Source organism: Albidovulum salinarum, assembly GCF_025673475.1.
Lineage (GTDB): Bacteria > Pseudomonadota > Alphaproteobacteria > Rhodobacterales > Rhodobacteraceae > Albidovulum > Albidovulum salinarum.
Genome location: NZ_JAOVQO010000012.1, coordinates 48,281 through 67,344 on the forward strand (window position 1 = coordinate 48,281; position 19,064 = coordinate 67,344).

Sequence of the window (19,064 nt, forward strand, 5' to 3'; positions counted from 1 at the left end):
GGTTGTCGTCGCCCTCGAGAGGGAACCTCGAATAGCCGCCATCAAACCCGCATTCGTCACGAAGCCGCTCGAAGATCCGCTTCGCCGTGTGGCGCTACTTGCGGGCGGGCCCTTGATCCTCGGCAAGCCACCGGTCGATCTGATCCGCATAAGGGTCAAGCTTCGGCCGTCGGACCGGGGCCGTGCGCCAATACCCAGGCGGTTCCGAATAGGTCAGCATCTTTGCAGCGCTGTCCCGGCTGATCCCAATATCCCGGGCAATCTGCCGACCGCTCAGCCCATCCTGGAAGTGAGCCCGGCGCACCTTCAAGTACAAGTCCACGGTGTAAATCCCCAAACACTCCCCTCTCGGAAAGGGCGAAACTGGACGACTTTTTCGCCGCCCGCGATACCACAACGGCACCGCTAATGTGGCCGAGTATTGCTCCGCCGTTCACGGCTCCCATGGCGTAGGCGTCCTGCCGTCGATCGTCACGCCGAGGAGTTCCGGGACTGAATCGTAACCGGTCATCCGGCTGCTTCCTGTTCGTTTTGCTTGCCGCGCCTCAAGTCGCGAGCGCGAAGAAATGCGTGGCCGCCCGTTCGCGCACGTCCCTTCGGATCAGCCGGTTTCCCTTCCCGAAACCGACCCACCTGCGTTCTACCCCACAAATCCCGGCCAACTGCTATCGAGTGTAGGCGCATGATCATGCGCATCAGGGTATCCGACCGAGACGTTGGGCAGCTGCGTCGTGCCACAGCGGAATGATATGCCGTGGTGCGTATGGCCAAAGAGCCAGAGATCGGGCGCGTGCTGCTTGATGAGGCCACTCAGATCGGAGGCATAGGCCTGACCGACCGGAGCGTTGCCAGCCAGGCTGAGGCCATGGGGTGCGTGATGGGTGACGACGATGGTCCGCCCGTCGAAAGGGGCCTTCAGGCGGCTCTCGAGCCAGGCCCGATGGTCGAGGTGAATGGCGACGGTATGCCTCGGCTTGGCGCGGCGGAAGGTCTCGGCCTCGATACGGATGTAGCGATAGTCATTCATCCGGGCCTCGGCCTCTCTCGCGTTCCGGTCGGCGTCGCAATCGCCCAGAAGCATGTCCGTCCATAGGGTGCAGCACAGGAAACGGACGTTTTCGCGCACGATCTCCTGTTTCTGGGCAAAATGCGCCCCGACCTCCTTGGCGATCGCCGCGAGCTTGTCGTCCCGGTCCAGACGTCCGTCATAATAGTCGTGGTTGCCTGGAAAGATGTGGACGCGATCGAGCGGAATGTGCCGCCCGATCGCCTCCAGCGCGGGCTTCCAGCGCGCGCGGGACTTGTTCGCCAGGTCTCCGGCGATGATCAGCAGGTCCAGCCCTGAGAAGTCTGCGCGTTCAAGCGGGTCGCGCCCAGCCTGGCGCCAGAAGTCGTGATGAAGGTCCGCAAGGATCAAGGTCTTTGTCATCTGAGTCTAACTGAAATTCGGCCGGATCCTAGTGGATGGGCGGACGGTTCTGCAGGGAGAAAATGCGGTCGAGCAACCGGTTCAGGCTGCGCAGATCCGGTTGAGTATCCACACGCGACAAGGCCCCGGCGATCGCCTCCACGCTGGCCCCGTCGATGCCGCGGCGCTCGGCTTCCCTCTCGACGAAGCCAAGCAAATTATTGCTGGTGAGAGGCCCTAGGCGGATCAGCTGGCAGCGGCTGAGAAAGGGGGGCGACAGCTGTCGCCAGTTGTTCGAGGTCATGACCCAGCCGATCCAGCCCATGTCGAAGCGCACGCGGAAATAGGGGCAGGTCCAGCCCCGCGCCGTTACGGGCTCCATCAGGCCCAACAGCGCATCGGTCAGGTCATGGGCGCGTCCCTTGTCCGACGTGACCCTGCCGGGCTTTTCGATCTCGTCCACCACGATGATCGGATTGGCGACGAGCTGGCGCAGGATCAGCTCGAGCGGCCGTCCGGGCGCGGCGCTGGACCAGCCGCGCTGGCAGCCCGCGACGGCGAAACCGGCGGCCTCGGAGGCGGCGTCGATCTGCGTCGTCGCGGTACCGATCAGCGATGCCAGGCGCTGCGCCCAGGTGCTCTTGCCGATGCCGGGAGGGCCATCGAGCAGCAGCGGCGGCAGCCGGAACCCGGGCGTGCCCGAGCGCACCGATGCGCGCATCGCATGCCAGACCGCCTCGGTCGCCGGGGCCATCCAGGGCATCTCGGCATGAAGCTCGGCCGCGAGTTCATCGGCCCGATGCTCGCTGGGGATGGTCACGAGGCGAACCCCGTCGCGCAGGACGGAAAGCTGTTCGCGCTCCTCCTTCCTGAGGTGACCCAGCCCAGTGGCTGCCTCGCGCCGGGCGACGAGCGCCGTGGCCCGGCACCGAATGCGACGGCGGTCGTCTTCGCCGAGATCCGTCGGCGACCGCCAGCCATCGTTTCGGTCCTCTTCCGGCGTGTCGCTGATCGGATCGTCAGCCTGCACTTCCGCCTTGCGGACGCGGAGGGCGCGGAGGTGTCGGCTCAGGCGGATCTCGATGTCATCCTTCGACTCCGTCTTGTCAGGGAAGCGGGCCGCGATGAAGGGGATGCGGGGCATGGGGATGGTCCTTTCCGAAACGAGGGGCGGAACGCGCCGCCGCGGCGCCCGCCGGACCGCATCGGTCAGGGCAGAGGCGCGATGAGAGAAGAACCCGGGTATGGCGGGATAAAGGTCATGGCGGCGCGATCTGGTCAAGCCGGGGGCCTGCGGATCCCTGGCGCGGGACCATCCAAGAGCTGCAAAGCTCTGAAAGAAATTCAACACATTGATATAAAACAAAAACCACCGATCGCGATGCGACCGGTGGTCATTTGACCTGTGCCGGAGTGGTCAAAAAACCCCGAAAATGGTCATTTATTCGTGGGTCCTACAGCTCTCCCGGCGCGACCGGTCATCCGCACTTGGAATGGCCGCAATTCGGGCAGGTCAGGCAGCCCTCGATCATCTGCATGCCGAACTGGCCGCAGGAGGGGCAGGTCGGGCCGCGGGGTGCTTCGCCGACCGCGACGACCTGCGATTTGGGGTCGGACTTGAGGCCGAGGCCCTCGCCCTCGAGAAAGCCGATCGCAATCATGTGGCGTTCGATGACGCCGCCGATCGCGGCGAGGATCGAGGGGATGTAGCGGCCCTGCATCCAGGCGCCGCCGCGCGGGTCGAAGACGGCTTTCAGTTCCTCGACGACGAAGGAGACGTCGCCGCCGCGGCGGAAGACGGCGGAGATCATCCGCGTCAGCGCCACCGTCCAGGCGTAGTGCTCCATGTTCTTGGAGTTGATGAAGACCTCGAAGGGGCGCCGGTGGCCGCCCTGCACGATGTCGTTGATGGTGATGTAGATCGCGTGCTCGCTGTCGGGCCATTTCAGCTTGTAGGTCGCGCCTTCAAGCGCCTGCGGCCGGTCCAAGGGTTCGGAGAGATAGACGACGTCGCCATGCGGCGTGAGGGGTTCGGCGCCGTCTTTTGAGAGGACTTCGGGAGCATCGCCCCCTTCACCGAAGAGGAGCCAACCCTTGGGCAACGAATACAGCTGCCCAAACTTTTCCGCCCCGGAAGGGGTAAGTTTCTTGATGCCGGACTCTAGCTGAGACAAGTGCGGCACAGAGTAGCCAACCTTTTCCGCTATATTTGCAAGCGTTAGGTTCTTCTTTGAACGTGCCCATTTCAAACGTTCGAATGGCTCCGAGAAAACTGGCAACTCCGGCTTTTTCTCCTCGGAAGTGCTCAAGACGCTGCCGGTAACTTCATTGGGCCGGTAGGTGGTGCAGCCCTTGCAGCCCTGGTCCCAGGCCGCCATGTAGACGTCCTTGAAGGCCTCGAAGCTGATCTCCTCGGGGCAGTTGATGGTCTTCGAGATCGACGAATCCACCCATTTCTGCGCCGCCGCCTGCATCCGGACGTGGTCGAGGGGCGGCAGGGTCTGGGCGTTGACGAAATGCTCCGGCAGAGGCCTGTCGCCGAAGCGTTCGCGCCAGAGCTGGACGGCGTAGTCGACGACCTCCTCCTCGGTGCGGCTGCCGTCCTTCTGCAGGACCTTGCGCTTGTAGGCATAGGCGAAGACCGGCTCGATCCCGGACGAGACATTGCCGGCATAGAGGCTGATCGTGCCGGTGGGGGCGATCGAGGTCAGGAGCGCATTGCGGATGCCGTGTTCCGCGACCGCGGCGCGCACGTCGGCGTCCATCTGCATCATGTTGCCCGAGGCGAGGTACTTTTCCGCGTCGAAGAGCGGGAAGGCGCCCTTCTGCTTCGCGAGTTCGACCGAGGCGAGGTAGGCGGCGCGGGCGATGCGGTGCATCCATTCCTCGGTCTGCGCGGCGGCTTTTTCCGAGCCGTAGCGGAGGCCGACCATGAGCAGCGCGTCGGCGAGCCCGGTGACGCCGAGGCCGATGCGGCGCTTGGCCTCGGCCTCGGCCTTCTGCTGGGGCAGCGGGAAGCGCGAGGCGTCGACGGTGTTGTCCATCATCCGCACCGCGGTCGTGACGAGATCATCCAGCGCGCCCTCGTCGAGCGCCGCGCCCTTGCCGAACGGGTCTGTCACGAGGCGGGCGAGGTTGATCGAGCCGAGGAGGCAGGCGCCGTAGGGCGGCAGGGGCTGTTCGCCGCAGGGATTGGTGGCGGCGATGGTCTCGGCGTAGCCGAGGTTGTTGGCGGCGTTGATGCGGTCGATGAAGATCACGCCGGGTTCGGCGTAGTCGTAGGTCGCGCGCATGATCCGGTTCCAGAGGTCGAGCGCCTCGACGGTCTTGTAGACCTTGCCGTCGAAGGTGAGGTCCCAGGGCTTGCCGTCCTTGACCGCCGCCATGAACGGATCGGTGACGAGGACAGAGAGGTTGAACATCCGGAGCCGCGCGGCGTCCTGCTTGGCGGCGATGAACGCCTCGATATCGGGGTGGTCGCAGCGCATCACCGCCATCATGGCTCCGCGGCGCGAGCCGGCCGACATGATTGTGCGGCACATCGCGTCCCAGACATCCATGAACGAGAGGGGCCCCGAGGCGTCGGCGGCCACCCCCTTCACCTCGGCGCCGCGCGGACGGATGGTGGAGAAATCATAGCCGATGCCGCCGCCCTGCTGCATGGTCAGCGCGGCTTCCTTCAGCGCGTCGAAGATGCCGCCCATGTCGTCGGGGATCGTGCCCATGACGAAGCAGTTGAAGAGCGTGACCGTGCGCCCGGTGCCGGCGCCCGCCGTGATGCGGCCGGCGGGGAGATACTTGAAATCCTCGAGCGCGGTGTAGAAGCGGTCCTCCCACCGGGCGGGATCCTTTTCTACGGCGGCAAGGGCGCGGGCGATGCGGCGCCAGCTGTCCTCGACCGTGCCGTCGACGGGGGTGCCGTCCGCCTCCTTGAAGCGGTACTTCATGTCCCAGATCTGTTCGGCGATGGGGGCAGCGAAACGGGTCATCGGGCCTCGGTCCTCGGGTATCGGAAGGGGCGATCACGATACGCTTGGGCGCCGGGCCGGTCAACTTGATCTCGGGGGTGGCGCAGGTAGAATGGCAAGGTCTTGGGGGTGTCATGGCCGAGTCTCTTCATCTTCTGAAGCTCTGTGTCGGCGCGGAGAGTGTCGAGGATCTCCTCGACTGGCAGCGCACGCATCCCGCGCCCTACCCGACCGGCGAGCGGCGCCATGTCACGCGGATGTGGCCGAAGCGCGAGGCCGAGGTGCTGGCGGGCGGTTCGCTCTACTGGGTGGTGAAGGGGGTGATCCTCTGCCGCCAGCGGATCCTCAGGCTCGACGAGATCGAGGGGGCGGACGGGATCCGGCGCTGCGGCATCGTCATGGACCCGGAGGTGGTGCGCACCGAGGCGGCACCGCGGCGGCCGTTCCAGGGCTGGCGCTATCTCGAGCCAAAGGACGCACCGCGCGACCTGCCGAAGGCGCGGGAGGCCGATACGGCGCTGCCGGAGGAAATGGCGCTGGCGCTGGCCGAGATCGGGTTGCGCTGACGGCGGGCGCCGGGGGCGCTGCCCCCGGACCCCCGGGATATTTGGGAAAAGAAGAAGATCAGAGAGCTTTTGGGTCGAAGCCGAGGCGCGGGGCGAGGCCGGCGAGGGTTTCGGCGGCGCCGTTTTCCCAGTCGGCGGCGCGGGCGGCGTAGAGCGTGGCCTGGCTCTGGTGGACGAGGCCGTCGGCGAGGATCTTCAGGTGGTTGGCGCGGAGCGTCTCGCCGGTCGAGGTGATGTCGGCGATGGCCTCGGCGGTGAGGTTCTTGACGGTGCCCTCGGTCGCGCCCTGGCTGTCGACGAGCTGGTAATCGGCGACGCCGTTCCGGGTGAGAAACTCGCGCACGAGGCGGTGGTACTTGGTGGCGATCCTGAGCCGGTGGCCATGGCTGCGGCGGAAGGCGGCGGCGGCGGCGTCGAGATCGTCGAGCGTGTCGACATCGGGCCAAGAGGCGGGCACCGCGATGATGAGATCGGCATGGCCGAAGCCCATCGGCGCAAGCTCGGCGACCTGGCGGTCCCAGTCGGCGAGCTTGTCGCGCACGAGGTCGGAGCCGGTGACGCCGAGATGGATGCGCCCCGCCGCAAGCTCGCGCGGGATCTCTCCGGCCGAGAGGAGGACGAGGGCGAGGCCGTCGGCGCCCTCGACGGCGCCGGCGTATTCGCGGTCAGACCCGGTGCGGCGCAGCGTGATGCCGCGGCTCGCGAACCAGTCGAAGCACTGCTCCATGAGCCGGCCCTTGGAGGGGATGCCGAGTTTCAGCATGACGCGCCCTCCGTCAGGTCGGCGACGAGGCCGGGGCGGATCACGCCGCCGACGGCGGGGATCGAGCGCCCCTGACCGAGGACCTGGGTCAGCGCGTCGTAGCGCCCGCCCGAGGCGATCGGCGGCAGGTCGGGCCCCCTGCCGTGGAAGGAAAAGACGAAGCCGTCGTAATATTCGAGCGTGGTGCGGCCGTGCGAGGCTTCGAAATCGAGGGTGTCGACATCGACGCCCTTCGCGCCGAGCGCGTCGAGCCGCGCCTCCATCCGGTCGGTGGCGGATGCGATGGCGGGCATCTCGCGGGCCAGGTCGCGCAGATGCGCGAGCGCGGCCGGGCTTTTCGCAGAGAGGTTTAGGAGGTCCTCGAGGCGGGCGACCTCCTCGGCGGCGATGGGGGCCGCCTGAGCGTCGGCCTCGAGCGCCTCGAGGCGGGCGGCGATCTCGGCGTCCGAGCGCAGGCCGATCCGCGGGGCGGTCGTCAGCGTCTCGCCGGCGGCGAGGGCGGCGAGGAGGCGGGCGCGGGTCTCGGGGACCGGGGCGCGGCCGCCGAAGCGGTCGAGGAGCTGGGTGAACCGGCGCGGCCGCCAGATGTGGCGCAGGAGTGCGGATTTGCGGGACTCGAGCGTCCTGAGGCCCTGCACCGCCGCCATCAGGATCGCGATGTCGCCGGTGACGGCGCGCAGGCGGAGGGGCGCGAGAAGGTCCGCGAAAAGCGCGAAGACCTCGGCATCGGCGAGCGCCGGGTTCGCGCGGTCGAAGACCTCGTAACCTACTTGGAAATACTCGGATTTCCGCTCGGTCAGGTGTTCCTGCTTGCGAAAGACCTCGCCCATGTAGCAGTAGCGCGCGGGCTCGGCGCCGCCCGACATGTGCATCTGCACCACCGGCACGGTGAAGTCGGGGCGCAGCATCATCTCGCCCCGGAGCGGGTCGGCGGTGACATAGGCGCGCGCCCTGATGTCCTCGCCGTAAAGGTCGAGAAGCACCTCGGCGGGCTGCAGGATGTCGGCCTCGACCGGCACCGCGCCCGCCGCGCGGAAAGCGGCCATGAGGCGGTCGGCCTCGGCCCTGGCTGCCCCTTTCAGCGCCATTCAGGCGATCCCCAGAAGGCGGCGGACCTCGGTGACGAGGGTGTCGCGCGGAACTTCGGTCTGGGCGGGCTGGCTCTTCCATTCCTCGTGGCTGGCCTCGGCGGCGATCTTTGCGCCGAGGAAGAGGTCCTTGAGCTGGACGACGCCTTTTGCGGCCTCATCCCCGCCCTGGATCACGGCGACCGGGGAGTTCCTTTTGTCGGCGTATTTCAACTGGTTGCCGAAGTTCTTCGGGTTGCCGAGATAGACCTCGGCGCGGATCCCGGCCTGGCGGAGCTCGGTCGCCATCTTCTGGTACTCGGCCATGCGGTCGCGGTCCATGACGGTGACGACGACGGGGCCGCGCGTGTCGGCCTCGACCCGGCCCTTGGCGCGGAGCGCGGCGAGGAGGCGGTCGACGCCGATCGAGACGCCGGTCGCGGGCACCGACTGGCCGGTGAAGCGCTTGACGAGATCGTCGTAGCGGCCGCCGCCGGCGACCGAGCCGAACTGGCGCGGGCGGCCCTTCTCGTCGAGGATCTCGAAGGTGAGCTCCGCCTCGAAGACCGGGCCGGTGTAGTAACCCAAGCCGCGGACGACTGCGGGGTCGATCACGATGCGGTCGGGGCCGTAGCCCTGAGCATCGAGAAGTTCGGCAATCTTTTCAAGCTCGTCGACGCCTTCGGTGCCGATGGCGGAGCCGCCGGCGAGCTCGCGGAGACGCGCCACGGTCTCGGCCCCGGTGTCGCGGCGGGCGGACATGAAGCCGAGGACGACATCGGCCTGCGCCTCCGAGAGCCCGGCCCCCTTGGTGAAGTCGCCGCTGTCGTCCATCCGGCCCGCGCCGATCAGGGCGCGCACGCCCGCCTCGCCCAGCCGGTCGATCTTGTCGATGGCGCGCATGACGATGCCGCGCTCGTGTTCGAATTTCGACGGGTCGGCAGGATCGAGGACGCCCGCGACCTCCATTACACCATTCAAAACTTTACGATTGTTTACCCGAACGACGTAGTCGCCGCGGGGGATGCCGACCTCTTCGAGGGCGTCGGAGAGCATGGCACAGATCTCGGCGTCTGCGGCGACGGAGCCCGACCCGACCGTATCCGCATCGCATTGATAGAACTGGCGGAATCGCCCCGGTCCCGGCTTCTCGTTGCGCCAGACCGGGCCCATCGCGTAGCGCCGGTAGGGCGTCGGCAGGTCGTTGCGGTACTGCGCGGCGACCCGCGCCAAGGGTGCCGTCAGATCGTAGCGGAGTGCCAGCCAGTCGCTGTCCTCCTCCTGCCAGGCGAAGACGCCGTCGTTCGGGCGGTCGACGTCGGGCAGGAATTTCCCAAGCGCCTCAACGGTTTCCACGGCCGAGGTCTCCAGGGGATCGAAGCCGTAGCGGTGATAGACGGCGGCGATCCGGTCGAGCATCGCCTTGCGCTCCGTCACCTCGGCGCCGAAATAATCGCGGAAACCCTTGGGCGTCTCGGCCCTCGGTCTGCGCGGTCCGCCCTTCTTGTTCGCGTCCTTGGCCATGATCCGACCCTTCACATCTCGATGCGCGCGGGTGTAACGGATGGGGGGGACGGGAACAAGCGGCTGCGGGGGACGGAGTCCGGCATCCGCGCCACGTCGGCAAAACGTATGGCAGGCGTCGGGCCAGCGGCGGCACGGGAGGAGCGATGAACGAACGGCTGGAAAGGGCGGAGGAGGAGATCGCGCATCTCAGACGCGCGGTCGACGACCTCTCGGACGTGATCGCGGCCCAGGCGCGCGAGATCGAGGTGCTGACCCGGCGCGTGCGGCTCCTGATGGAGCGGGCGGCGGAGGCGGAGGCCGAAGCCTCGGGCGCGATCCCGCTCGCCGACCAAAAGCCACCGCACTGGTGAGCATGGCCGCCATCGCCGCGCCGGTTCCGGAGTTCGATACGCCACGGCTGTCGCTCCGGAAGTGGCGCTCGCTCGCCCCGGATGCCGGCCGACGCGCCGCGCTCGAGGCGGAAGTGGGCGCAGTCCTGACGCCGCGCGTGCTGGCGCATCTGCCGGACTCTCTGCAGCTGGGACCGGGGCCGGACGCGATCGCCGGATGGATCGACGGCCGGGTTGCGGAAAGCGATCTCTTCGTTGCGCTCACGCGGCCGGAGGGCCGCATCGCGGGGGTTCTGATTCTTGCGGCGTTCCGGGCGGACGGCCGGGTGCCAGAGATCCATATCGGCTACCTTCTGGCCGAAGCGCACTGGGGCAAGGGGATCGCGACCGAATTGCTCACCGGGCTGATCGGCGCGGCGGGTGCGGCCGGGCCGCTGCGTCTTCTCGGCGGCGTCGACCGGGCGAACTCCGCCTCGGCACGGGTGCTCGAAAAGGCCGGGTTCCGGCGCGATCCCGATCTGTCGGACGGCGCGGCCGACCTCTTTGTCCGCGACCTGTCCTGAGGCCCGCGCCGGGACCGCCTTCTCTGATGACAACACGCGATCCGGGTGGCAGGCTGGGTCCACACGGACCATATCGAATGGGGAACGACCATGTTGCGCCCTGCCGTTCTGATCCTCCTTCTCGGCCCCCTGCCCGCCCATGCCGACATCTGGACCTTCGAGACCCCGTCGGAGAACATCCAGTGCATGGTGGGGATGGAGGTCGGCATGTCCGACATCCAGTGCACGATCATCGAGCGGCACGGCGCGCCCGCCCTGCCGCGTCCGGCGGATTGCGCCTCGGACTGGGGGCACAGCTTCCTGATGCTCGACCGGGGGCCGGTGCAGATGCTGTGCGAACCGCTCTATCGCGGTCGCGACGGCTTCCACAGGGCGGACTATGGCGTGACCGGGACGTTCGGCGGCTTTGTCTGCCATTCGTCGCAAAAGGGGCTCGAGTGCCGCAACCGGGACGGGCACGGCTTTTTCCTGTCGCGCGCAGTGCAGACGGTCTTCTAGCGCCGGGCGCGGGGCTTGCCCTCGGGCGCCGGCGCTGACAGGTTGACGGGAGGGGTCGCGGCCGCGATCCGCGATGCCGGGATATCCATGCGCCACCTGATTGACCGCCTCCTCGGCGCTCCGCACTGGCCGTCGGTCGGACTGACCTATGCGCTCGGGCTTGCCGGCGGCTTCGGCGCGCAGGCCTTGCACCTGCCCTTGCCGATGCTCCTCGGCTCGCTCCTCGCGGTCGGCGCGGCGGCGGTCGGCGGCCTGAAGCCCTTCGGCCACCTGCCGCAGGCGCCGCAGAAGATCAGGATGGTCTTCGTCCCGGTCATCGGCATCGCCATCGGCGGCGCGGCGCGGCCCGAGATCCTTGCCGAGGCGCCGCGGTGGGTCCCGTCTCTGCTGGCGCTCTGCCTCTTCATCCCGCTGGTGCATTTCCTCGGCTTCCGGCTCCTGACCGCGACCGGACGGGTCGACCGGCGGACCGCCTTCTACGGCACCGCGCCGGGCGGGCTCGTCGAGACGGTGCAGATGGGCGAGGAGGCGGGGGCCGACGTGCAGATGCTGGCGATGCTGCAGTTCCTGCGGCTGATCCTGACCATCGTGCTGGTGCCGGTCGCGTTTTCCTGGATGGAGGGCCATGCGGTCGGCTCGGCGGCCGGTGCGGCGGTGGCGGGATCGGCGCTCGGGGTCCGGGACGTGGCGGTGCTGGCGGTGGCGGCGGTGGCGGGTGCTCTCATCGGGCTCAAGCTCCGGCTGCCGGCGGGCCATGTGCTGGGGCCGATCCTCCTGTCGGCGGCCGCCCACATGGCGGGCTGGACCGAGGGCGTGCCGCCCGGCTGGCTCCTGGCCGCGGCGCAGGTCGTGGTCGGCACCTCGCTCGGGGTGCGCTTCGCGGGGATGCCGAAGGGGCGGATCCTCGCGGCGCTCAGGCTCGCGCTGATGAACGCGGTCATCACCATCGGGACCGCGGTCGGCTTCGCCCTCGCGCTGGCGCCCTTGACGGGCGAGCCGGTGCGCGCGGTGTTCCTCGCCTTCGCGCCGGGCGGGCTGATCGAGATGGGGCTGATCGCGCTCAGCCTGAAGATGTCGATCCTCTACGTCACCGCGCATCACCTCGTGCGGATCATCCTCGCGGTGAGCTTTGTCCGGGCCTTCGGGGGCCGCATGGAGTAACGCCTAGACCGGCGAGGCCGAGGCGCGGCGGCGGGCCTCACATCGTCGCGAAGCGGTAGGCGGCGATGCCGATCGCCAGGAGCCCGACCGCGACGGTCAGCGGCCGGTGCGGCACGCGCGCGGCGAGTCTTCCGCCGAAGATCGCCGCTGGAACGCCGCCCGCGACGAGGCCGGCGACCGAACCGATCAGCGAGCGCCACTCCATGTCCGCGCCCCAGTGGCCGGCGTGAAAGCCCAGCGTCAGGACCGCGAAGACCACGAAGCTCACCACGAACTCCGAGAGGTTCGACGATCCCACGGCCTGCCGGGGCGGCACGCCGGAGCCAAGCAGCCCGGTCGTGACGATCGGGCCCCAGCTGCCGCCGATCCCTTCAATGGCGCCGCCCGCGAAGCCGATCAGGCGGAACCGGCCGGCGGCGACGAGCGCGGGCGCCCGGCCGCGCCAGGCGCGGACCAGGACGAGCGCGCCGATCGCGAGAAGGTAGAGGTTGGTGAGCCAGAGCAGCAGCGCCCCCTTGAGCGATGTCAGGAGAAGCGCGCCGAGGCAGCCGCCGAGCGCGCCCATCACCACGACCGGGCGGACCACCCGCCAGTCGATATTGCCGTGCAGCCAGTGCGAGGTGGCCGAGGTGCCCGAGGTCGGCAGCTTGGCGGCATTGACGCTGGCCGAGACCAGCGGCGGCGGCACGCCCTGGGCGAGAAGGACGGCCGAGGAGATGACGCCGAAGCCCATGCCGAGCGCCCCGTCGACGAGCTGCGCGAGGAAGCCGACGACGGCGAATGCAATGAAATTGTCCAATTGGAGAGATTCCGGAACACCCGAAGGCGGCATGGGCGCGAAGCTATCCGGGCCAATGGCGCGCGCAAGCCCCATTCGGAGCGGCGCTTCGGAACGCTTTTCCGAAAATCGCCACAATGATCGCGGCATCGTTCCGAAAAACAGCCCCGGTCAGGAACTGCTCAAAACGCTGTCCCGCTCCCGGCGCAGGACCGGGAGCGGAGCCGACGACGGATCACAGCATCCATTCGATCGGCAGCCAGGCGACGGCGGCGACGAGGGCGCGGATCGTCCAGGAGGTGTTCGGCTCGCGCCGGTAGTCCGTCCCCTTCCCGTCCGCGAGCGCCTCGTGCCAGGTGAGCTTGCCGCCAGCGTTGCGGGTGACGCGGTAGGCTGCGAGGGGAACCGTCGTGTCGAAGCTGTCCTGCATCGAACCGGCGAGGCGCGGGCTGTCGATGAGGAAGCCCATTTCGGTGTTCAGCCGGGCCGAGCGCGGGTCGAAGTTGAACGAGCCGATGAAGATGTGGCGGCGGTCGTAGGCGAAGCTCTTGGCATGCAGGGACGAGGTCGACTGGCCGAGCATGCCGAGTTTGTCGATGGTGCGGCGCTCCTCAATCCCGGAGCGGAGCTCGTAGGTCTCGACGCCGCCGTCAATGAGCTGGTCGCGGTATTCGACATAGCCGGAATGCACCACCGGCACGTCGGTCGCCTCGAGCGAATTGGTGAGCGTCCGGACCTTGATGCCCTTGTCCGCGAACCGGGTCAGCGCCTCGGTTCCCTCGCGTCCCGGGATGAAATAGGCCGAGACGAGATCGAAGGAGGTTTGCGGCGGCGGCATGTCGCGCCAGAGCCGGGAGATCAGGAGGTCGTCGCCGTTCATCGGGCCGAGCCCCTTGGCCGGATCGTCGGAAAAGAGCCGCACGGGCACCCATTCGAGCGCCAGTGTGCCTGCGGCGAGATCGCGCGCGAGGGTCGTTTCGGTCAGCGCCCGCAGGTAGCCCGCGAACTGCTCGGAGGCCGCCGCCTCGGCGGCGCGCGCGGCGAGCCGGCCCTCGCTGCCCGGTGCCGGGGCGATCAGCGACAGTGCGGGGTAGGACGAGCGGCTGTGCCAGTAGCGATCGAAATCGGCGGCGACCTCGGCGGCCGCGGGGCCGACGGCGAGCACGTCGAGATCGAAGTAGATGCCCGCCGTGCCGGTCTCGAAATAGACATCGCCGATGTTGCGGCCGCCGATGATGGTCGCAGCGCCGTCGACGGTGAAGGACTTGTTGTGCATCCGCCGGTTCAGGCGGGGAAAGTCGAAGAGGTAGGAGGCGAGCCGGGGGGCGCGCAGGGTGAAGGGGTTGAAGATCCGCACCTCGGCGTTCGGATGGGCGTCGAGGGCGGCAAGCTCGGGGTCGAGCGCGGGCGTGCCGTTGTCGTCGACGAGGAGACGGACCCGGACGCCGCGGTCGGCGGCATCCTGCAACTCCTTCAGGAGCGTGAGGCCGGTCATGTCGTCGGCCCAGATGTAGTACTGCGCGTCGATCGTCTCCGCCGCCGCCCGCGCCATGAGCGCGCGCGCGGTATAGGCGTCGAGCCCCGATGACAGCGGATAGACCCCGCTCAGACCCGCATGGCGTGCGGCGGCAGACAGGACGGCCGCGCCGAACGCGGTTGCGGGCGACGCGGGGCGGGCCGTGGACTCCGTGCGGCCATCGAGCGGCGCAAGCGGAAACGCGAGCCGCGCCAGAATGATCGCGACGGCGCCGACAAGAACCAGGAACACGGTCCAGCGGAGCAGTTTCATCATCGCTTGCCCTCTCGATGGGACCGCCCGCTGCGGTCAGACCTCCTCGACCAGGACGACGCCGCCCATCGCCTTGATCGCGCCCTTGATCTGGGGATTGACCGGGAAGTCGCGGCCGGCCGAGACCTCGACCTCCTCGCCGGTCTCGCGGTCGGCGATGCAGAAGCTGATCGGACCGCGGGAGCGGATCTTCGCCTCCTCGACCATGCGGGCGAGCAGGGCCGCGACCGAGGCGACGGCGGCCTCGCTCTCGATATGGATCTTCAGCCCGGCGCCGCCGGCATCGGCGACCGCCCCCTCCATCGGCGCGACGGAGCGGGCGACGGGGTCGAACTGGCCCTCGTTGAAGCGGGCCTCGAGCGACATCACGACGTGGTTGGTCTGGTCGAAAACCTTGCGGCAGGCGTCGAAATCCTCGGGAAACAGCGCCATGCCCGCGACCTGCCCGGTCGGGTCGGAGATGTTCATGCGGAAGAAGCGGGTGCCACGCGCGGACTTGCGGTCCTGAAGGCCGGAAACGAGGACGCCGACGCGCGACACCGACGCGCCGTCGCGTTCGGCCTTCTGCTGCAATTCGGCGAGCGTCAGCATCCCCTTGCGCTTCAGCGCCGGGGCGTAGTCGTCCAAGGGATGGCCGGAGAGATAGAAGCCGATCGCCTGGTGCTCCTGCGCCAGCCGGTCGGCCGGGAGCCAGTCGTCGCCGGAGGGCAGGCGCGGCTCGGGCAGGTCCTCGCCCGCCTCGCCGAAGAGCGAGACCTGAGCCGAGGCGCGGCCCTCGTGGATCGCCGCCGAATAGGCCGACAGCGCGTCGAGCGCGGCGAAGACGCGGGCGCGGTTGGGATCGAGCTGGTCGAAGGCCCCTGCCCGCGCCAGCATCTCCAGCGAGCGCTTGCCGATGCGCTTGAGATCGGCGCGGCGGGCGAAGTCGTAGAGCGTGGCGAAGGGTTTCCCGCCCCGCGCCTCGACGATGAGCCGCATCGCCTCGACGCCGACGTTCTTGAGCGCGCCCAGCGCGTAGACGATCTGGCCGTTCGTGACCGAGAAGGTCGCCTCGGAGCGGTTCACGCAAGGCGGTACGATGGTGATCTCGAGCCCGCGCCGCACCTCCTCGGCGTAGATCGAGAGCTTGTCGGTGAGGTGGATATCGCAGTTCATGACGCCTGCCATGAACTCGACCGGGTGGTTGGCCTTGAGCCACGCCGTCTGGTAGCTGACGACGGCATAGGCGGCGGCGTGGGACTTGTTGAAGCCGTAGTTCGCGAACTTCTCCAGAAGGTCGAAGACCTCGCCCGCCTTCTTCTTGTCCACCCCGTTGGCGGTGGAGCCCTCGATGAACTTCGGCCGCTCCTTGGCCATCTCCTCGGCGATCTTCTTGCCCATCGCGCGGCGGAGAAGGTCGGCGCCGCCGAGCGTGTAGCCGGCCATGACCTGGGCGATCTCCATCACCTGTTCCTGGTAGACGATGATGCCTTGCGTCTCTTTCAGGATGTGGTCGATGGTGGGGTGGATCGATTCCAGATCCTTCACCCCGTTCTTGACCTCGCAATAGGTCGGGATATTCTCCATCGGGCCGGGCCGGTAGAGTGCCACGAGGGCGACGATGTCCTCGATGCAGGTCGGCTTCATGCGCCGCAGCGCGTCCATCATGCCTGAGCTTTCCACCTGGAACACGGCGACGGTCTTGGCGGCGGCGTAGAGCTTGTAGGTGGGCTCGTCGTCGAGCGGGATCGCGTTGATCTGGTCCTCGGCCCCCTCGGGCGGGGTGTAGAGCGTGCGGCCGTCGGCGGCCTGATGCAGGTGGCGGCCGCCCGCGCGGATGAGGTCGACGGCGTTCTGGATGACGGTCAGCGTCTTCAGCCCGAGGAAGTCGAACTTCACGAGGCCGGCCTGCTCCACCCATTTCATGTTGAACTGGGTCGCGGGCATGTCCGAGCGCGGGTCGCGGTAGAGCGGCACCAGCTCGTCGAGCGGCCGGTCGCCGATGACGACGCCGGCGGCGTGTGTGGAGGCGTTCCTGAGGAGCCCCTCGATCTGCTGGCCGTAGTCGAGAAGCCGCTGCACCACCTCCTCGGCGCGGGCGGCCTCGCGCAGGCGCGGCTCGTCGGCGAGCGCCTTCTCGATCGAGACGGGTTTCACGCCCTCGACGGGGATCAGTTTCGAGAGCCGGTCGACCTGGCCATAGGGCATCTGCAACACGCGGCCGACGTCACGGACGGCGGCTTTCGACAGGAGCGCGCCGAAGGTGATGATCTGGCCGACCTTGTCGCGGCCGTAGCGTTCCTGGACGTAGCGGATCACCTCCTCGCGGCGGTCCATGCAGAAGTCGATGTCGAAGTCCGGCATCGAGACCCGCTCGGGGTTGAGGAAGCGTTCGAAGAGGAGCGAGTAGCGCAGGGGATCGAGGTCGGTGATCGTCAGCGCATAAGCCACGAGCGAACCGGCACCGGAGCCCCGGCCGGGACCGACGGGGATGTCGTGGTCCTTGGCCCATTTGATGAAGTCGGCGACGATGAGGAAGTAGCCGGGGAAGCCCATCTGCTCGATGATGCCGAGCTCGAAATCGAGGCGCTTCTGGTAATCCTCAAGGCTGACCGCGTGGGGGATGACGGCGAGCCGCGCCTTGAGCCCCTCGTTCGCCTGGCGCCGCAGTTCCTGCACCTCGTCATCGGCGAAGCGCGGCAGGATCGGCTTGCGCTTGAAGGCGGCGAAGGCGCAGCGGCGCGCGATCTCGACGGTGTTCTCCAAGGCCTCGGGCAGGTCGGCGAAGAGCGCCGCCATCTCCTCGGGCGATTTCAGGTAGTGCTGCGGCGTCAGCCGCCGGCGCTGCTCCTGCTGGTCGACATAGGCGCCCTCGGCGATGCAGATCAGCGCGTCATGCGCCTCGTACATGGCCGGTTTCGGGAAGTAGACGTCGTTTGTGGCGACCAAGGGCAGGCCCATCGCATAGGCCATCTCGACATGGCCGCGCTCGGTCAGCCGCTCGGCCTCGGTATACTGGCCGCCCTCGCCGGGATGGCGCTGCAGTTCGACATAGAGCCGGTCCGGGAAGGCCGCGGCGAGGCGCTTCATCAGCGCCTCGGCCTTCGGCCCCTGCCCTGCTTGCAGGAACCGGCCAACGGGGCCGTCGGGGCCGCCGGTGAGGCAGATGAGCCCCTCCGAATGGGTCTCCAGTTCCTCCGCCGTGACATGCGGCAGGGCGCCGTCCTCGCGGAGGTAAAGGCAGGAGTTGAGCTTCATCAGGTTCATGTAGCCCGCCTCGTTCTGGGCGAGCAGAACGAGCGCCGCGGGCGGGCGGGGCTTTTCGCCCGGCTGGGCGGGATCGTGGTCGAGGGAGAGCTGGCAGCCGACGATGGGCTGCACCCCGGCCCCCTTGGCGATCACGGAAAATTCCAGCGCCGCGAACATGTTGTTCGTGTCGGTCACGGCGATGGCGGGCATGCCCATCTTGTCGCAATGCCCGACGAGCTTCTTCACCGGCACCGCGCCTTCGAGGAGCGAGTATTCGGTATGGGTGCGGAGGTGGATGAATCGCGGCGCCTTGGTCATGGCCGGACCCTAGCCGAAGGGCGCGGGCCCCGGAAGGGCGTACCGGCGCGAATGGATCACGGCGCGAGGCGGTAGTCGCTGATCCGGCCGCGGAAATAGGCCTCGTAGCCGGAGGGGTAGACATAGCCGACCTCGCCGAAGCCGGGCAGGCGGCGCCCGCCGATCTCCCGGTAGTCGGAGAAGCGTCCGCGCCAGTCGTAGCGGCGGGTCGTGCCGTCGGGATCGCGGGCCGGGCGGTCCCTCGCCTCCATCGCGACGATGTCGCCCTGCGCGTCGAAGCCGAAGGTGACCCGCGCGATGCCGTCGCGGGTCGTCATCCGGACCTCGGCCGTGTCGGGGCCGGTCACCCGCCAGGTGAGGTCGGGATTGCCGAGGATCGCGTCCGGCATCCAGGGCAGTTCGGCGAGGTAGCGGTAGGCCTCGCCGAGGTCGATCTCGGCGCCGGAGGCGCGGGCGACGGGGATGGTACCGAGGAGCCGCGCCTCGAGGAGGCCCTCGCCGCCGACAAAGGCGTCGAGGACGCGGAGCCTCGTCAGGGGGCCGAGCGGCTGGCGCGCGTCCCAGACGAAGCCGGCGCGGCCGAGCGAGACGACCTGCCAGGCCTCGATCCGGTGGAAGCGGCCGCCCGGCTTCAGCCGGAGCTCGGCGGTCTGGTTGAAGCTCGCCGCGCGCATCGGCCGGCCCGGATCGGCGCCGGCGCGGCGGGCGAAATCGGCGACGAGCGGCGGCAGGGCGATGTCGATGTCGCGGGTCGGCGGCGTGTCGCGGAGCCGGGCGGCGAGCTGGAGAACGCGGCCGCGACACCGCTTGGCGGCCGCGACCTGCAGCGCGAGAAGCCCGATAACCGCGAGCAATACCAGATAGAAAGCCGTCTGCATCCCACCCGCCCCGACATGGCGACGTCACCCGGGCGGCACTATGGCCCAGCGGTCCCGACAAGGCCAGCGCGACGCGGGGACGGGCCACGAGTTTCGGTGATTATGCGGGAATCCGAGAAACTGCTTAACGGTTTTCCCTTTAAGTATTGCTTGCCTTGTGACCGTGTTCGGCGCTTCATGGAATGCGGGAGACGGGGCGCGCATATCCGCTTTACGCCGCATC

At 68.4% G+C, this 19,064-nt stretch carries 15 protein-coding genes and 1 pseudogene; 5 read left to right on the forward strand and 11 right to left on the reverse strand.

Annotated features, from left to right (window positions below; genetic code table 11):
* Positions 1-28: 28 nt before the first annotated feature.
* The 4 genes and pseudogenes from OEZ60_RS13475 to OEZ60_RS13490 form a co-directional block, all read right to left on the reverse strand.
* Positions 29-322: pseudogene (locus OEZ60_RS13475) on the reverse strand (IS21 family transposase); the annotation flags it as partial.
* A gap of 318 nt (positions 323-640) precedes the next feature.
* Positions 641-1,417 (reverse strand): metallophosphoesterase, encoded by a 777-nt coding sequence (locus tag OEZ60_RS13480; RefSeq protein ID WP_263337084.1) that lies wholly within the window; start codon positions 1,415-1,417, stop codon positions 641-643.
* Between the two features lie 40 nt (positions 1,418-1,457).
* Positions 1,458-2,552, reverse strand: coding sequence for an AAA family ATPase (locus OEZ60_RS13485; RefSeq protein WP_263337086.1), 1,095 nt, complete (start codon positions 2,550-2,552; stop codon positions 1,458-1,460).
* Between the two features lie 334 nt (positions 2,553-2,886).
* Complete coding sequence (locus tag OEZ60_RS13490; protein ID WP_263337088.1) at positions 2,887-5,397, reverse strand: adenosylcobalamin-dependent ribonucleoside-diphosphate reductase; 2,511 nt, start codon at positions 5,395-5,397, stop codon at positions 2,887-2,889.
* Positions 5,398-5,510: 113 nt separating this feature from the next.
* On the opposite strand from OEZ60_RS13490, the gene OEZ60_RS13495 reads away from it, so the two are divergent.
* Entirely contained in the window at positions 5,511-5,942 is a 432-nt protein-coding gene (locus OEZ60_RS13495) for a DUF1489 family protein (protein ID WP_263337090.1), read from the forward strand.
* 58 nt (positions 5,943-6,000) lie between these two features.
* Here the strand turns inward: OEZ60_RS13495 and hisG are convergent, their stop codons facing one another.
* From hisG to hisS, 3 genes are read right to left on the reverse strand one after another with little or no spacing between them, the layout of a single operon-like run.
* On the reverse strand, positions 6,001-6,705 hold the full coding sequence (gene hisG / locus OEZ60_RS13500) for an ATP phosphoribosyltransferase (protein WP_263337092.1): 705 nt from the start codon (positions 6,703-6,705) through the stop codon (positions 6,001-6,003).
* The gene (locus OEZ60_RS13505) at positions 6,699-7,793 is read right to left on the reverse strand and encodes an ATP phosphoribosyltransferase regulatory subunit (protein WP_263337095.1); all 1,095 of its coding nucleotides are present in this window, start codon (positions 7,791-7,793) and stop codon (positions 6,699-6,701) included. Before OEZ60_RS13505 ends, hisG begins: the two co-directional genes overlap by 7 nt.
* Positions 7,794-9,296 (reverse strand): histidine--tRNA ligase, encoded by a 1,503-nt coding sequence (gene hisS / locus OEZ60_RS13510; RefSeq protein ID WP_263337097.1) that lies wholly within the window; start codon positions 9,294-9,296, stop codon positions 7,794-7,796.
* A 146-nt stretch (positions 9,297-9,442) separates the two neighbouring features.
* Here hisS and OEZ60_RS13515 point away from each other — a divergent pair, with 146 nt between their 5' ends.
* The 4 genes from OEZ60_RS13515 (at position 9,443) to OEZ60_RS13530 (ending at position 11,850) form a co-directional block, all read left to right on the forward strand.
* On the forward strand, positions 9,443-9,649 hold the full coding sequence (locus OEZ60_RS13515; RefSeq protein ID WP_263337100.1) for a SlyX family protein: 207 nt from the start codon (positions 9,443-9,445) through the stop codon (positions 9,647-9,649).
* Between the two features lie 2 nt (positions 9,650-9,651).
* Positions 9,652-10,191 (forward strand): GNAT family N-acetyltransferase, encoded by a 540-nt coding sequence (locus OEZ60_RS13520; RefSeq protein ID WP_263337381.1) that lies wholly within the window; start codon positions 9,652-9,654, stop codon positions 10,189-10,191.
* Positions 10,192-10,281: 90 nt separating this feature from the next.
* Positions 10,282-10,689, forward strand: coding sequence for a DUF6636 domain-containing protein (locus OEZ60_RS13525; RefSeq protein WP_263337102.1), 408 nt, complete (start codon positions 10,282-10,284; stop codon positions 10,687-10,689).
* An 87-nt stretch (positions 10,690-10,776) separates the two neighbouring features.
* Complete coding sequence (locus OEZ60_RS13530; protein WP_263337105.1) at positions 10,777-11,850, forward strand: AbrB family transcriptional regulator; 1,074 nt, start codon at positions 10,777-10,779, stop codon at positions 11,848-11,850.
* 37 nt (positions 11,851-11,887) lie between these two features.
* Here OEZ60_RS13530 and OEZ60_RS13535 read toward each other — a convergent pair whose 3' ends face one another.
* The 4 genes from OEZ60_RS13535 to OEZ60_RS13550 form a co-directional block, all read right to left on the reverse strand.
* A complete protein-coding gene (locus OEZ60_RS13535; protein ID WP_263337108.1) occupies positions 11,888-12,649 on the reverse strand; it encodes a sulfite exporter TauE/SafE family protein in 762 nt (253 codons plus the stop codon).
* Positions 12,650-12,863: 214 nt separating this feature from the next.
* Complete coding sequence (locus OEZ60_RS13540; protein WP_263337111.1) at positions 12,864-14,420, reverse strand: phospholipase D family protein; 1,557 nt, start codon at positions 14,418-14,420, stop codon at positions 12,864-12,866.
* A 33-nt stretch (positions 14,421-14,453) separates the two neighbouring features.
* Complete coding sequence (gene dnaE / locus OEZ60_RS13545; RefSeq protein ID WP_263337113.1) at positions 14,454-17,963, reverse strand: DNA polymerase III subunit alpha; 3,510 nt, start codon at positions 17,961-17,963, stop codon at positions 14,454-14,456.
* Between the two features lie 56 nt (positions 17,964-18,019).
* Positions 18,020-18,841, reverse strand: a complete 822-nt coding sequence (locus tag OEZ60_RS13550) for a DUF6544 family protein (RefSeq protein WP_263337116.1) — start codon at positions 18,839-18,841, stop codon at positions 18,020-18,022.
* Between the last annotated feature and the right edge of the window lie 223 nt (positions 18,842-19,064).

What these genes read in the sequence shown, in the direction of transcription:
- OEZ60_RS13525 (WP_263337102.1), top strand. Translation starts at nt 10,282, where the DNA reads ATGTTGCGCCCTGCCGTTCTGATCCTCCTTCTCGGCCCCCTGCCCGCC.
- OEZ60_RS13520 (WP_263337381.1), top strand. Translation starts at nt 9,652, where the DNA reads ATGGCCGCCATCGCCGCGCCGGTTCCGGAGTTCGATACGCCACGGCTG.
- OEZ60_RS13505 (WP_263337095.1), bottom strand. Translation starts at nt 7,793, where the DNA reads ATGGCGCTGAAAGGGGCAGCCAGGGCCGAGGCCGACCGCCTCATGGCC.
- OEZ60_RS13540 (WP_263337111.1), bottom strand. Translation starts at nt 14,420, where the DNA reads ATGATGAAACTGCTCCGCTGGACCGTGTTCCTGGTTCTTGTCGGCGCC.
- OEZ60_RS13550 (WP_263337116.1), bottom strand. Translation starts at nt 18,841, where the DNA reads ATGCAGACGGCTTTCTATCTGGTATTGCTCGCGGTTATCGGGCTTCTC.
- hisS (WP_263337097.1), bottom strand. Translation starts at nt 9,296, where the DNA reads ATGGCCAAGGACGCGAACAAGAAGGGCGGACCGCGCAGACCGAGGGCC.
- OEZ60_RS13515 (WP_263337100.1), top strand. Translation starts at nt 9,443, where the DNA reads ATGAACGAACGGCTGGAAAGGGCGGAGGAGGAGATCGCGCATCTCAGA.
- OEZ60_RS13530 (WP_263337105.1), top strand. Translation starts at nt 10,777, where the DNA reads ATGCGCCACCTGATTGACCGCCTCCTCGGCGCTCCGCACTGGCCGTCG.
- hisG (WP_263337092.1), bottom strand. Translation starts at nt 6,705, where the DNA reads ATGCTGAAACTCGGCATCCCCTCCAAGGGCCGGCTCATGGAGCAGTGC.
- dnaE (WP_263337113.1), bottom strand. Translation starts at nt 17,963, where the DNA reads ATGACCAAGGCGCCGCGATTCATCCACCTCCGCACCCATACCGAATAC.
- OEZ60_RS13490 (WP_263337088.1), bottom strand. Translation starts at nt 5,397, where the DNA reads ATGACCCGTTTCGCTGCCCCCATCGCCGAACAGATCTGGGACATGAAG.
- OEZ60_RS13495 (WP_263337090.1), top strand. Translation starts at nt 5,511, where the DNA reads ATGGCCGAGTCTCTTCATCTTCTGAAGCTCTGTGTCGGCGCGGAGAGT.
- OEZ60_RS13485 (WP_263337086.1), bottom strand. Translation starts at nt 2,552, where the DNA reads ATGCCCCGCATCCCCTTCATCGCGGCCCGCTTCCCTGACAAGACGGAG.